The sequence below is a fragment of the Clostridium senegalense genome (genome assembly GCF_018916625.1).
Lineage (GTDB): Bacteria > Bacillota > Clostridia > Clostridiales > Clostridiaceae > Clostridium_J > Clostridium_J senegalense.
In genome coordinates this window covers 207,951-222,981 of record NZ_JAHLNC010000005.1, presented here as the reverse complement: position 1 = coordinate 222,981, position 15,031 = coordinate 207,951, and the positions used below count along the sequence as shown (strand labels likewise).

Sequence of the window (15,031 nt, the reverse complement as noted above, 5' to 3'; positions counted from 1 at the left end):
AATATATAGTATTGATTTGTAAAGAAATTTACACTAACACAGGTTCAATATATAATTAATATAAGAGTTAAAAAATGAAGGAGATAATAGAATATATGTTAGATATTTTGTTAATTGAAGATGATAGTATATTATGCAAAGAATTAAAAATGCTTTTAGAAAAATGGGGCTATAATGTAGAAGATATTAAAGATTTTGAAAATATTTTACAGGGGTTTGTTAACATGAGACCGAAACTTATAATTATGGATATTAATTTGCCTTTTTATGATGGCTTTTATTGGTGTAAAAAGATAAGAGATATATCTAAGGTTCCTATAATATTTCTATCATCTAGAGATTCTAATATGGATTTAATGATGGGAATAAATAATGGTGGAGATGATTATATACAAAAGCCTTTTTCAACAGATGTCTTAATATCTAAAATACATGCAGTTATGAGAAGAAGTTATGATTATAGTAATATAGGTATCAACATTATATGTTGTGGAGAAATTTTTTTAGATGTGGAAAAAGGACAACTTATATATAAGGGTAATAAACTTGATTTAACTAAGAATGAGATTAAAATACTAGCTGTTCTCATGAAAAACAAAGGGAAAATTGTACCAAGAAATAAACTTATGATTACTTTATGGGAAGATGATGAGTTTGTAAATGATAATGCTTTAACTGTAAACATTAACAGAATAAGAAATAGGTTTAAAGAAATAGGCATAGAAGATTTTATAAAAACTAAGAAAGGTATAGGATATATAATTCAGTGAATATAAAAGTATTTTTAAAAGAAAATTATCATGAACTAGTATTATCAATTCTTATGATAATTGTTGTAAATGTATATTTAATATGTGAAGGAACTTTTTTAAAAGAGATTTATGATGTTATTTATTTAAATTTTATTATAATTTTTATATATTGTGTATATTTATATATACAATATATAAAGTGGAAAGATAAGTTTTTAAAAATTTATGAGAAACTTTTAAAAGATGAAAAAATATATGTAGACTTAGTTAAAGATAACAATTTTTATGATAGATTAATTAAAGAAACTATAATAAATAAGGAAAATGAGGCAACTTTGGAATATGAAATGTTAATGGAAAAGTTGGTAGAAATAGATGAATACATTTGTAGGTCTGTACATGAACTTAAAATACCTATAGCTACTTTAAATATGATGGTGGATAGAGTGGAGGATTTTGAATTTAGTAATGAACTTAAAAGTCAAGTAGAAAAAATTAGACTTTTAACAAATTCAATGTTATATGGTAGTAGGTCTACCTGTCTTTTTGAAGACTTATTTATAAAAGAAGAAAATTTAGATAAGTTAATAAAAAAATCTATAAAAAACAATTCATTCTTTCTTATAGAAAATAATATTAGCGTAGATTTAAAAGATTTAAACTATATGATAAATACAGATAGTAAGTGGATATGTTATGTTTTAGATCAAATTATAAGCAATAGCATAAAGTATTCAAAGGATAATAGTACCATAGAGTTTTATGCTATAGAAACTGAGAAAATGGTAGTTTTACATATTAAGGACAATGGTATTGGAATAGAAAAACAAGATTTAGAAAGAATTTTTAATAAAGGGTTTACTGGATGCAATGGAAGAAATAAATTATATAAATCTACAGGTATGGGGCTTTATTTTTCTAAAAAAGTGTTGAATAGTTTAGGGCATGATATACAGGCAGATTCTATAAAAAATGAATATTGTGATTTTAAAATTTACTTTCCAAAAATATCAGATTATCTTAATGTTACAAAAAAGTAATATTAACTTATGAAAAGTAATGTTAAGAGAGCGAACTCAAAGGAGAAAAGCGTTAACATATTATTACAGGGTATGTTTATTTAATATACTTAAGATAATTTTGGAGGTATAAATATGGATGAAATATTACAAGTGAAAAATGTAAGCAAAGAATATGGTATTAGAGGGTTTAGAACGAAAGTTTTAGAAAATATTAATTTAAATGTTAAAAAAGGAGAATTTATTGCAATAATGGGTCCTTCTGGTGCAGGAAAAACAACGCTTTTAAATCTTATGTCAACTTTGGATAATCCAAGTAAAGGGGAAATATTATTAGATGGTATAAAAATAACAAAAACAAAAAATAAAGACTTATCCAAAATAAGACGTGATAAGATAGGTTTTATATTTCAAGATTATAATCTTCTTGATAATATGAGCTTAATGGATAATATAGCACTACCTTTAGCTTTAGAAAGGGTTAATTCTTTAGAGATAGAAAAAAGAGTTTTAAAAATGGCTTCTATATTTGGTATTGAAGATCATTTGAAAAAATATCCTTGTGAACTTTCAGGAGGTCAAAAACAAAGGGGCTCAGCAGCTAGGGCATTAATTAAAAATCCATCAGTTGTATTTGCTGATGAACCTACAGGTGCATTAGATTCTAGAGCTTCATCAGATTTATTACAGTGTTTAAGTGAAATAAATATTAAAGAAAAATCAACTATTATAATGGTAACCCATGATCCATTAACTGCAAGTTATGCAAAAGAAATATATATGCTTAATGATGGAAAAGTAAGTTGTAGGTTAAGTAGTGATGGAAATAGAAAAAACTTCTATGGAAAAATAATAGATATGTTAGCTTCTGTAGGAGGACAAGTATAATGGGTATATTGGCTATAGCTTTTAGTAATTTTAAAAATAATTTAAAAGTATATACTATGTATTTTGTATCTATGATTTTTTCTATGGTTATTTTGTTCAATTTTGAAAATCTAATATATGGAGACCTTATAAATAAATTGGATGATATGAATGCAGAATATTGTAGTGGAATAATAAGAGTAATAACTATAATTTTAATAGTTTTTATGTGTTTTTATATTTGGTATTCAAGTAATACTTTTTTAATAAAAAGAAAAAAGGAAATTGGAATATATGTATTTATGGGGTTGGATTTGCCAACTATAGGCAAGATGTATTTTCTAGAAAATATATTAATAGGTATATTTTCAGCTTGTATTGGAAGTGGAATGGGTATAATTTTTTCAAAGCTTTTTCAGACAATAATTTTAAAAATTTCAGATTATGGTATAAAGAGCTCCTTTGAAATTAATCCAAAAGCTTTTTTAGTTAGTATTTTAATATTTAGCATTATATTTTTAACAGTTACAGTGATTGGTTTTATTAATATTAGCATGAGTAAAATTGTAGATTTATTGAAAGCCAATAAGAAGCAAGACTTTATACCGAAAGTAGGAATTTTATCTTATATATTAGGGATTATGTATATAACCATTATAGGTATAGGATATTATTTATCAACTAAGGATATGTCACAAAATATATTTTATATGGTTATAAGTTTGATTTTAATTATAATTGGAACTTATGGATTTTTTAAAACTTTTGTAGTAGTATTTTTAAATTTTTTAATAAAACGAAAATCTGTATTATATAATGGTGAAAATATAATAACAATAAATAATATAAGCTATAGATTAAGGAAAAATTATAAAGTATATGCTATAGTAACTATAATATTAGCGTCAACGATTATATCATTAGCTACAGCAGTTTCTATGAAATTAACTTATAAATCTGTAGAAAATAAATCCAATGTATATACTTTTTCATTTATATCTCAAAACAATATAAATGAAAATAGAATAAGAGATATGATAGAAAATAAAAACATAGACTATGATTTAACAGCTAATATGGTTCATATAGATAAAGGCGTAAGTAGTAATGATAGTTCTATTGGTAATGATGCTGTTATTGTTAAATACGATGAGGCTATAAAGATATTAAATAAAGCAAAAGAAGAAACATTAGTTGAAGAACTTAAAGAAAATAACCTTAAAAATAATGAATTTATAAAAATACAGAGAAATATACTTGGGTCAGTTAAAAAATATGAAGATAATAAAATTAATATAGACAATAAAGAATATAATATTATAAAAACTTTTAATTGTAAGTTTGTAAGTTTAGATATAATATTTTTTATAGTTGGTAATGAACAGTATGATGCATTAAAAGAAAAGGGAACTAACGTCAATTTTTATGGAGCAAAACTTAAAGATGAATCAAATGCAGAAGTTTTATATGGTAAATTAATTTCTAATATAGATAGAAATATAATAGGTTATACTTATTTAAAAACTATGAAAAGTTTAAGATGGTTAAATTTTGTTTATGGAATAGGTGGATTACTTTTTTTAGTATTTATTTTAGCAACAGGAAGCATATTATATATGAAAGTATATAATGATGCTACTGAAGATAAGGAAAAGTATGATATATTACTTAAAATAGGTACAGAGAAAAATCTTATAAAAAAAGCTATATCAAAAGAAGTTATCATAACATATACTATGCCTTTAATATTAGCTTCAATTCATAGCTATTTTGCAATAAAAATGTTAAGTAAAATGTTAAAGCAAATAAATCTTACTGATATTTATATAATAAGTATAGTTATATCAGCTATATTATTTTCATTATTATGTACTTTATCTATAAAATCATTTAAAAAAACAATTAATATATAAACTAAAAGTTGCTTATCTAAAAATTGATAAGCAACTTTTTAAAAAGAATTATTTGTTAAAATATCTATTTAGTAAGCCATTAAAAGCAGCTCCATGTCTAGCTTCATCTTTACACATTTCATGAACAGTATCATGTATTGCATCTAAGTTTAATTTTTTAGCAAGAGTAGCTAAATCTTTTTTACCTTGGCAAGCACCGTGCTCAGCATCAACTCTAGCTTGTAAGTTAGCTTTAGTATCAGCTACAACAACTTCACCTAAAATTTCTGCAAATTTAGCAGCGTGCTCAGCTTCTTCAAATGCGATTCGTCTGTAAGCTTCAGCAACTTCAGGATAACCTTCTCTATCAGCTTGACGACTCATAGCAAGATACATTCCAACTTCAGTACATTCACCTATAAAGTTAGCTCTTAAACCTTCTACAACCTCAGGATCTACATCTTTAGCAATTCCAATTCTATGCTCATCAGCGAAAGATAAACTATCGCTTTTTTCTACAAATTTATCAGCACCTACTCCACAAACAGGGCAAACCTCTGGTGCGCTATCTCCCTCATGAATATATCCACATACTGTACAAACAAATTTTTTCATAAATAACATCCTCCTAAATTTTAATAATAATATTAATAAAATTTTTATTTATATATTTTAATATTTTTAATGTCCTTCTCTATGTTTTTATTATACAATATAAAATAATAATTGTCAACGGATAATTATTATTAATTATAAAGTAAATATAAAGTTTATTTTATATATGTATAATGATATAATTAAGTATACAAAATTTAGAATATTTAGAAAATATTTAGGAGGACATTTATGAAAAAATACTATGAAAAACAATTAAATGAAATTGAAAGTATAGTTGAGAAAATTAATTATTTTAGTTATATTAGTGGATTAGCTTACTGGGATATGGCTGTTAATATGCCAAAAGAAGCAGGAAAATCTAGAGGAGAAACTTTAGGATTTTTATCATCAGAATTATACAAGTTAATTACTAATGATAGAACTTATAATTTATTATGTGAACTTGAAGATATTTCTGATTTAACTTTAGAAGAGGCAGCAATGATTAAAAATTTAAAAGAAGAAAGCGATAAAACTAAAAAAATACCAGAAGATATTTATAGAAATTTTTCAATAGATGCAGCTGAATCAGGAATGGCATGGGAAGAAGCAAAGTCTAAAAATGATTTTTCAATTTTTATGCCACATCTTGAAAAAATGGTTGATTATAAAAGGAAATTTGCAAATTTCTATGGTTATGAAAAACATCCATATGATGCATTATTAAATGAATATGAGATGGGCATGACTGTTGAAAAATTAGATAAAGTATTTGCATCTTTAAGAGATGAAATAGTAAATATTTTATCAAAGGTTAGAGAGTCTAAAGTTAGTATAGATGAAAATATATTAGAAGGAAAATTTAGCATAGAAAAACAAAAAGAACTTGAGAAATATGTGTTAGATTTAATTGGATATGATTATAAGTATAGAGGTAGAATAGATAGTTCAGAACATCCATTTACAACTAATTTTGGAAACAAAGATGTAAGAATAACTAACCATTATCATGAAAATAATTTTTATAGTGCAATGTACAGTGCTATACATGAAGGTGGACATGCTATTTATGAACAACAAATTAGTGATGATTTAGAAAAGTATGGACTTCAAAGTGGAGTATCAATGGGTATACATGAATCTCAATCAAGATTTTATGAAAATATTATAGGAAAAAGTAAGTCATTTTTAAAATTAATTTATCCAAAAGTCCAACAAATTTTTGAAGAATTTAGAAGTGTACCTTTTGAAAATTTTTATAAGGTATGCAATATAGCTTGTCCATCATTAATAAGAACAGAAGCAGATGAATTAACTTATAGCCTTCATGTAATTATAAGATATGAAATAGAAAAAGAGCTTATAAAAGGGGAGATTGAGGTTAAAGATTTAAAAGAGATTTGGAATAACAAATATGAAGAATATTTAGGGGTTAGACCACAAAACGATAGTGAAGGGATACTTCAGGATATGCATTGGTCTGATGGTGGATTTGGATACTTCCCAAGTTATGCTTTAGGTAATATTTATGGTGCACAATTTTTAAATTCTGCATTAAAAGATATGCCAAATCTTTATAGTGAAATAGAAAAAGGAAATTTAAATGGTATAAAGGTATGGTTAAAAGAAAATATACATCAATATGGCAAGATTTATAAGCCTGCAGAGTTGCTTAAAAAAGTAACTGGTGAAGAATTAGATAGTAAATACTTTGTAGAATATTTAAAAAATAAATTCAAAGATGTATATGAGTTTTAATTAATCTTTAATATTAATCTCAATTTTCCCAAGTCAATTGGGGGAATATATGAAAAATGAAAAAACAAAAAATAATTATTTAAATATGTTAAAACTTTGTAGTGAATTTAAAATTAGAGCAATATTTTTATCAATAGCATTAATCGGAACTAGTTTTTTATCATCTTATCCTATTAAGTATATAGAAAAAATTATTAATATTTGTAGTAGTAAAAATGGTAATATGGAAGTGTTTATAAAAGGTGGTTTAATATATCTTATACTTCAGATTTTAAATGTTATATTTAGAGCTTTATTTGAATATCTCAATGCAGATTTAGAATCAAAATTAGGTCATAAAATAAGGATAATGTTATTTGAAAAACTTGAGAAAATGCCTTTTAAGTTTTATGAAAGTAATAATAAAAGTGACATTATAATGCGTTTAGTACAAGATAGTAGCGTAACTGTTGATGGTATTTTACAACCGCTAACTTTTATTATAAAAAACATTCTTATCTTTGCGTTAGGGTTTATTTATATGTATTCAATAGATAAGACTTTAACCTTAATTATGATTCCCATAGGCCTTATTATTTCAATATTTGTTTTAAGAACTGGACCTAAAATATCAAAGTTATCTTATGATGAAAGAGAATCAAATTCTAAACTTTGGAATGGATTTTCAGAGGCTTTAAATGGAATAAGAGAGATAAAAGTTAACTGTCAAGAGAAAAGAATACTAAAGGATGTAGAAAGAAGCAGTGATAATACAAGAAAAGTTATAATGAACTTGAAAAAGTATACTATAAAGGTTGGAAATATAAATAGTGCTATAGTTATGAGCATTATTGCTCTTATTATGATTCTAGGTGGATACAAAGTTATACAGGGGACTCTCTCTATAGGTGGACTTACGGCTATTATGATGTACAATGGATTACTTATAGATCCAATTGTTGACTTCTTTAATCTTTTTCAACAAATGCAAAAGGTTTTTGTAAGTTGTGATAAGATATTTTTAGTTTTAAATCATAGTGAAGAACCAATAAATTTTAAAACTTTAAAAGATAGTTTTAATGAGAATATAGAAATTGATAGATTATACTTTAAATATATAAATGATGACAGTGGATTTTATAATTTAAACAGTATATCCCTTCAAATTAATAAAGGTGATAAAGTTGCGCTAGTAGGGTATAGTGGTAGTGGAAAAAGTACTTTGTGCAAAATACTAGTAAAACTTTACGATGATTTTGAAGGAAATGCAAGTATAGATGGAATTTCTTTAAAAGATATAAACAATGAAAATATAAGAAATATAATAGGAATAGTTTTTCAAGATACGTTCTTATTCTCAGGTACATTACAGGATAACTTAAAATTTGCAAAACCTAATGTTTCAGAAGAAGAACTTAAAAATGCGCTTGAGATGTCCGGAGTTAGTTTATTTTTAGAAAATTTACCTAATGGATTAAATACTATAGTTGGAGAAAATGGTTTTAACCTTTCTGGTGGAGAAAAGCAAAGAGTTTCTATATGTAGAACTATTTTAAAAGATCCACAAATAATAATATTAGATGAGAGCACTTCTGCATTAGATGCAATAACTACTTCTATAGTGATGAAAAACTTGCTTGAACTGTTTAAAGATAAAACTGTAATCTTTACAGCACATAAGCTTAGTAACATAGCTAATGTATGTAATAAAATTTATGTGTTTGACAAGGGAAGTATAGTAGAGTATGGAGATCATGATAAGCTTATTAAGAAGGATGGATTATATAAAAAGATGTATAATGCATATGAATAAGTATAAAACATTATATTGAAAATAGCCCTTTATAAGTAGAAGTTCATACTACCAATATAACATAAGTTGAATATTTAACTTATAAATAATTATGTTTTTTATAAAAGTAATGAAAGGTTTAACCTTTGCTAAAAATACACGATAGAAAATATCGTGTATTTTTTTAGGTGATAAATTAAAAACTTTATTTTTTCTTTATTTTTAACATATTTATTCTAAACTTTTAGTTGTTACACTTATAAATGAAAATAAGGGTAGGATGTGAAGAAATGATAAGTTTAAAAAATTTAAGTAAAAAATTTTATAATGAAAATGAAAGTCAATATGTATTAAAAAATATTAACTTGGAAATAGGTGATAATGATTTTATAACAATAATGGGTCCATCCGGTGGGGGAAAGTCAACATTATTGCAAATAATGGCATTACTTACTGAACCAACAGAGGGAGATATTTATTATAGCAATAATAAGATAAATTTTAAAAAGGACAAGCAATTAAATATCCACAGAAGGGAAAGTATAGGATTAATATTTCAAAATGCAAATTTAATAAGTTGTTTGTCACCTTTAGAAAACTTAATAATAGCTATGAATACGACGGAGAGTTATAAGGAAAAAACAAAAAAGGCAAAGAATTTGTTAGATAAGGTTGGACTTTCAAAAAAATATAATAGTAAGGTTACATCCTTATCAGGAGGAGAAGCTCAAAGGGTTGCAGTAGTTAGAGCTTTGTCAAATAATCCAAAGGTAATATTATGTGATGAGCCAACAGGTTCTCTAGATTCCAATAATGGAAATAATGTAATAGAGTTACTACTAAGTATAAGAAAAGAGAAAAAATGTACTCTTATTATAGTTACCCATGATAAAGACATTGGTAAGCTTGGGGATAGAAGAATTTATTTGAAGGATGGTGAAATACATGAAATGGGTAGAGATATTTAAAATATATAGTTTAAAGCAGATAAAAAAAGAAAAAATATTATTTATTTTTACTGCTATATCTATTTTAATAGCTACAAGTATTTCATCAATAATACCTCAAGTGAGTTTAGAAAATAAAAGGCATATTGAGAAGAATATAGAACAAATAAATGGTGGAGATTTAAGTATAAATTTAATGGGAGGTATGTCAAAAGAATTAAATGAAAAGTTAAATGAATTCAAAAATAAGGGATTTAAAGTAACCTTATCAAGTATTAGTAATTGCTATTATAAAAAAAGTTCAAATAATATAATAGGATCTATTGTTATTGGAGATTATTCACTAAAGGAAGATGAAATAATACTTCAAAGTATTTTAGCTAATAGTTTGAATGTTAAAGTTGGCGATTTTGTAGAATTAGATACTCAAGGAAATGGTAAGTTTAAATATAGGGTTAAAGAAATTGAAGTACTTTCCAGTGGTGTAGATAGAGATGCAGAATTACTTAGTTATGGAAAAGTACAAAAAAAAGAAATCTTAAAGGGAATAAGCGGAAGAGAAATTATTCATATAAAGGGAAATGATGGTGAGCTACTGAAAGAGGAATTATTAAAGGTGGACAATACTAATCTTTATACAACTATAGATGATAAGAAAAATGAACTAGATAAGGAATTATCTATTCAAAAAGGAACTTTAGGTATATTAAGTGCAATAGGGTATATATTTTCAATTTTAGCTATAATAAGTACAACTATAATGCTTATATTAAAAAGAAAAAAAGATATAGCAATATTAAGATTATTGTCTATAGATGTAAAAGAAATAAAAAAAGCTTTAAGAGCAGAGATATCACTTTGGCTATTCGTTCCAATTATATTAAGTGGATTTTTTAGTTATTATGGAGCAAAGATAATATTAAAATATTCAGGAATAGTAATAAAAGGAGTCAATAAAGAAAGTTTATTATTAATACTAAAAGGTGTGTTATTTAATGGAATAATATTTTTTATATTGATAAATATAGCACTAATTATTGTACAGGGAATTAATGCAATGGGAGTAATAAGAGAAGATGAAAAATACATAAAAAAGCAAAGTAAAAAAGTAGTCTGTTCAACTATATTTTTAATACCTCTATTTTTAGTAATTTATGCATTATATACAGGTAGTATAGAAAATTTAGGAAGCAGTTTTTTAGTGATACTTTTTATAGGAATCTTCTTATGTTTAGTAACATTGATAGTAAAAATATTGTCATTTGTTAAGATTAAAAGCACACTTATAATGTACAGTATAAAATCTATAAATAAGAGATTTTTTTCATTTGTACTTGTATTACTAAGTTTAACTCTTACCCTATGGTTTATATTAATTGGTTTTAATTTAAAAACAGCTATTAAAACTAACTTTGCAGCATCATTAGAAAAAATATTACCTTATAATTATTATGTAGAAGGTAATGATTATGAATCATTAGAAAGTGTATTGAAAAATGATAAAGATATAGAAGGTTATATTAAATTTTCGTATATAGAGGGAAAGATAATAAATGAAAATTTTAAAAGCATATATAAGTATACAGTTATAAGCGAGGTAAATAAAGAGGATTATGGATTAAACTATAAGATAATACAGGGAAAAGATCTTTTTCAAGGAGAAGAGGGATTTATTATATCAGATGAAATGAGGGAAAGAAATAGATTAAATATTGGAGATACATTAGAGATTGAAACAAAGAAAGGTATAATCGAAAGCAAAATAAAAGGTATTTATCAGTGTGGAGGAATAAATTCAGGATCAATTTTAAAGGAAAATGTTCAATTAGGAGATGAAGTGAGTTATTTAGTTAAATCTAATAGTGATAAGTTTATAGATAAGTTAAATAACAGTGCTGTTGGAAGTATTGAAGATATTGGTGATGGAATTGCAGCAAATATAGATAGCTTTTTAAAAGTATTTAAAATGCTTTCTATAATATGTATTTTGGGAACTGTATTATTTAATATTAATATAGTTTATATGAATTGTATCAAGGATGAAAAGGATGAAGAAATATTAATGGCATTAGGGCTTGGAAAAGTGTTTGTAATAAAGGTACAAATAGTAAAAATGATATTTTTAATACTTTTAAGTTCAATATTATCATTAGAAATTTATACTTTAATAGTTAAGTTATTTTTTAAGGTAATGCTTAATAGTAGTAGTGAATTATTAATAAGAGCAATAGTTATAAACCTTGTAATATCAATAATTATATCAATAATAAGTTTTGCTATCCCATTGAGAAAAATATTAAAAAAAGAGGCGTTAAATTTGCTAAGAGAAGGCATTTAAGATTATAATAAAATTTAGGTATATTCATAGTAGGTACAGTAAACCTTGAATATGCCTATTTTTATATGGGATGGTGAAGTTATGAAAGGTAATCTTTTAATAATTGAAGATGATATGGATATAGCATTAATGGTTAAGGAGTATTTAAGTAAGGAAGGATATAATGTATTTGTTTCCAATGATGGTGAAGACGGATTTAAGTCTTTTAAAGAAAATAGTATTGAACTTATTATGTTAGATGTGATGATGCCAGGAATAGATGGATATACAACTTTAGAAAAAATTAGGAGTATATCAAATGTTCCAGTTATTATGTTAACTGCAAAAGGTCATCAAATGGATAAGGTTATTGGTTTTAAAAAGGGTTGTGACGATTATATGGTCAAGCCTTTTGATTTGTTAGAGCTAAGTTTAAGAATAATGGCTATTTTAAGAAGGAGAATTACAAAAAAAAGTAATGATAATTCAATAATTCAGTATAAAGATTTGATTATAAATAAAGAAGAGTACAGCGTAATAAAATCAGAAAAAGAAATAAAACTAACAAAAAAAGAATTTGAAATTTTAGCATTATTAGTGAGCAATAAAGGAAAAGTATATACTTCAGAAATTATTTATAACAAAATTTGGAAAGAACAGTATTTTAAAAATGATAATTCTGTAATAACTCATATTAGAAATTTAAGAGAAAAACTAGAGGATACTGTTAAGAACCCTAATTATATCAAAACAATATGGGGAGTTGGATATAAAGTTGAAAAAGATAGTTAAGTTAAAAGGAGAATTAATTTTAGCTGTATGTATTTCTGCAATTTCAGGGATAATTATTGCATTTATTGTTAGTAGTATATATAGACAAATAACTCTAAATGATGACAAACTAAAGGCTTTAGCTAATGAAAGAAATAATAAAGAAATTGAAATGATTAAAAAACAGTTAAAAATAGATCTCAAGAATGAGTCTATTGTATATGCAAATATAAAAAGAATAGAGAATATTTTAAAACCCTCTTATATAAATAGAGTATTTGTTGTGGATAATAATGGATATGTAAAACTATCAATAGGAGAAATAGGAATAAAACAGTTTGATTTGAGTAAAGGTGAGGGTGTTACATTAATTGTTAATGATAATGAGTTTATTGCAACTAATATTATTAAGTTAAACGAGCAAAGTTACATAGTGTATTTAAATGAAAATTATATATATAATGACATGATAATATTTGAAGTTTCATTTATTGCTATAATGATTATTTTCTTAATTTTAATTAGCGGAAGGGTTAAATATATAAGCGATATGGCTAAGGATGTAAGGACAATAACTATAGGAAATCTTTCTAATAGAGTAAAATTAAAATATAAAAATGAATTAACTGGTTTAGCAGAAGATATTAATTACATGGCACAAGAAATTCAGCATAAGGAATTAAATCAAAAAGAATTTATAACAAATATATCTCATGATTTAAGAACACCACTAACAACAATTTTAGGTTACTCTAAAATGATAGAGCAAAAGGTATATTCAAATGAAGAGGATTTAGAAAGATATATATCAATAATAACTAAAAAATGTAATTACTTAAATACTATGATGGATGACTTTTTTCACTATGCAAAGCTTTCTTCAAGCGATATGGAGCTTGAAAAGGTTACAATAAATCTTAATGAACTTGTTATGCAATTATTAGATGGTGAAGAGATTAACTTTAAAAAAAATGATCTTAAATTAGATGTTTTATTACTAAATAAATCAATATATACTTATGGCGATTCTATATTTATAGCAAGAGCTTTAGGTAACTTAATTAATAATGCATTAAAATATTCAAAAAATGATACAGTAGTAACTACTTGTTTAAAAGAAGAAAATATAAATGGAATTAACTATGGTGTATTTTCAATAGAAAACATTCCTAACAATAATATTTCAGAAGAGGTAGTTGATAATTTATTTAAGAGGTTATATAAAGTAGATAAATCAAGAAATGAAGAAGGTAGTGGACTGGGTTTAGTGATAACACAAGAGATAATAAAATCACATAATGGATTTATAGAAGTTAAATTAGTTGAAGGAAGAATAAAATTTATTATAGGACTAACAGTATATGAGTAATGTATAGTTAAAATATTTAAATGTAAAAAATGGTATCACAATCATGATACCATTTTTAGGTGAGAAATTTATTATTTATTGAAGTATCTATTTAATAAGCCATTAAAAGCGGCTCCGTGTCTAGCTTCATCTTTACACATCTCATGAACAGTATCATGTATTGCATCTAAGTTTAATTTTTTAGCAAGAGTAGCTAAATCTTTTTTGCCTTGGCAAGCACCTTGTTCAGCGTCAACTCTAGCTTGTAAGTTAGCTTTAGTATCAGCTACAACAACTTCACCTAGAATTTCTGCAAATTTAGCAGCATGTTCAGCTTCTTCAAAAGCGATTCGTCTGTAAGCTTCAGCAACTTCAGGGTAACCTTCTCTATCAGCTTGACGACTCATAGCAATATACATTCCAACTTCAGTACATTCACCTATAAAGTTAGCTCTTAAACCTTCTATAACTTCAGGATCTATATCTTTAGCAATTCCAATTCTATGCTCATCAGCGAAAGATAAGCTATCGCTTTTTTCTACAAACTTATCAGCACCTACTCCGCAAACAGGACAAACTTCTGGTGCGCTATCTCCCTCATGAATATATCCACATACTGTACAAACAAATTTTTTCATAAATAACATCCTCCTTAAAATTACCATACAAAATAGTATAATCAATATTTACATAATATATAACAGTTTTATTATAGAGTTTCCAATTTATATCTAAAAGTTATTGGATTTGAAATTTGGATACTCAAAATAGTGAAACATGCTCGAATATATTTAAAATTTAATATTAAATTTTGTATAAAAACAGTTTAAATTTATTGAGCTTGTTCTATATAATTTTAATTTCATTTATCTTATGTGTTTATTATAAAACATTAAATATTAATTGTCAACAAATAATTATTATTAATTATATTTTGAGGATTAATATATAAATCTTAGATAATACTAAGGATCTAAGTTGAATAAACATTA

General features: G+C 25.0%; 12 protein-coding genes. 10 read left to right on the top strand and 2 right to left on the bottom strand.

What is annotated here, in order from left to right; all coding sequences use genetic code 11:
* The first annotated feature begins 95 nt into the window (after positions 1–95).
* The 4 genes from KQI36_RS10950 (at position 96) to KQI36_RS10935 (ending at position 4,551) form a co-directional block, all read left to right on the top strand.
* Positions 96–770 carry a response regulator transcription factor gene (locus KQI36_RS10950; RefSeq protein ID WP_216450925.1) on the top strand — a complete coding sequence of 225 codons (675 nt, stop codon included), beginning with the start codon at positions 96–98 and terminating at the stop codon, positions 768–770.
* Complete coding sequence (locus KQI36_RS10945; protein WP_216450897.1) at positions 767–1,792, top strand: sensor histidine kinase; 1,026 nt, start codon at positions 767–769, stop codon at positions 1,790–1,792. The genes KQI36_RS10950 and KQI36_RS10945 overlap by 4 nt, the downstream gene beginning before the upstream one ends.
* Positions 1,793–1,906: 114 nt before the next feature.
* A complete protein-coding gene (locus tag KQI36_RS10940; protein ID WP_216450896.1) occupies positions 1,907–2,659 on the top strand; it encodes an ABC transporter ATP-binding protein in 753 nt (250 codons plus the stop codon).
* A complete protein-coding gene (locus KQI36_RS10935) occupies positions 2,659–4,551 on the top strand; it encodes an FtsX-like permease family protein (protein ID WP_216450895.1) in 1,893 nt (630 codons plus the stop codon). The genes KQI36_RS10940 and KQI36_RS10935 overlap by 1 nt, the downstream gene beginning before the upstream one ends.
* 48 nt (positions 4,552–4,599) lie before the next feature.
* On the opposite strand, the gene KQI36_RS10930 is transcribed toward KQI36_RS10935, so the two are convergent.
* The gene (locus KQI36_RS10930; protein WP_216450894.1) at positions 4,600–5,145 is read right to left on the bottom strand and encodes an NADH peroxidase; all 546 of its coding nucleotides are present in this window, start codon (positions 5,143–5,145) and stop codon (positions 4,600–4,602) included.
* 231 nt (positions 5,146–5,376) lie between these two features.
* Between KQI36_RS10930 and KQI36_RS10925 the strand changes: the two genes are divergently transcribed.
* The 6 genes from KQI36_RS10925 (at position 5,377) to KQI36_RS10900 (ending at position 14,060) form a co-directional block, all read left to right on the top strand.
* Complete coding sequence (locus tag KQI36_RS10925; RefSeq protein ID WP_216450893.1) at positions 5,377–6,885, top strand: carboxypeptidase M32; 1,509 nt, start codon at positions 5,377–5,379, stop codon at positions 6,883–6,885.
* A gap of 49 nt (positions 6,886–6,934) precedes the next feature.
* On the top strand, positions 6,935–8,677 hold the full coding sequence (locus tag KQI36_RS10920; RefSeq protein ID WP_216450892.1) for an ABC transporter ATP-binding protein: 1,743 nt from the start codon (positions 6,935–6,937) through the stop codon (positions 8,675–8,677).
* 269 nt (positions 8,678–8,946) lie between these two features.
* A complete protein-coding gene (locus tag KQI36_RS10915; RefSeq protein WP_216450891.1) occupies positions 8,947–9,624 on the top strand; it encodes an ABC transporter ATP-binding protein in 678 nt (225 codons plus the stop codon).
* Positions 9,602–11,941: an ABC transporter permease gene (locus KQI36_RS10910; protein ID WP_216450890.1), complete on the top strand. Its 2,340-nt coding sequence runs from the start codon at positions 9,602–9,604 to the stop codon at positions 11,939–11,941. The genes KQI36_RS10915 and KQI36_RS10910 overlap by 23 nt, the downstream gene beginning before the upstream one ends.
* 81 nt (positions 11,942–12,022) lie before the next feature.
* The gene (locus KQI36_RS10905) at positions 12,023–12,712 is read left to right on the top strand and encodes a response regulator transcription factor (RefSeq protein WP_216450889.1); all 690 of its coding nucleotides are present in this window, start codon (positions 12,023–12,025) and stop codon (positions 12,710–12,712) included.
* Positions 12,696–14,060: a sensor histidine kinase gene (locus tag KQI36_RS10900; RefSeq protein WP_216450888.1), complete on the top strand. Its 1,365-nt coding sequence runs from the start codon at positions 12,696–12,698 to the stop codon at positions 14,058–14,060. Before KQI36_RS10905 ends, KQI36_RS10900 begins: the two co-directional genes overlap by 17 nt.
* Positions 14,061–14,131: 71 nt before the next feature.
* Here KQI36_RS10900 and KQI36_RS10895 read toward each other — a convergent pair whose 3' ends face one another.
* Positions 14,132–14,677: an NADH peroxidase gene (locus KQI36_RS10895; RefSeq protein WP_216450887.1), complete on the bottom strand. Its 546-nt coding sequence runs from the start codon at positions 14,675–14,677 to the stop codon at positions 14,132–14,134.
* Positions 14,678–15,031: the final 354 nt, after the last annotated feature.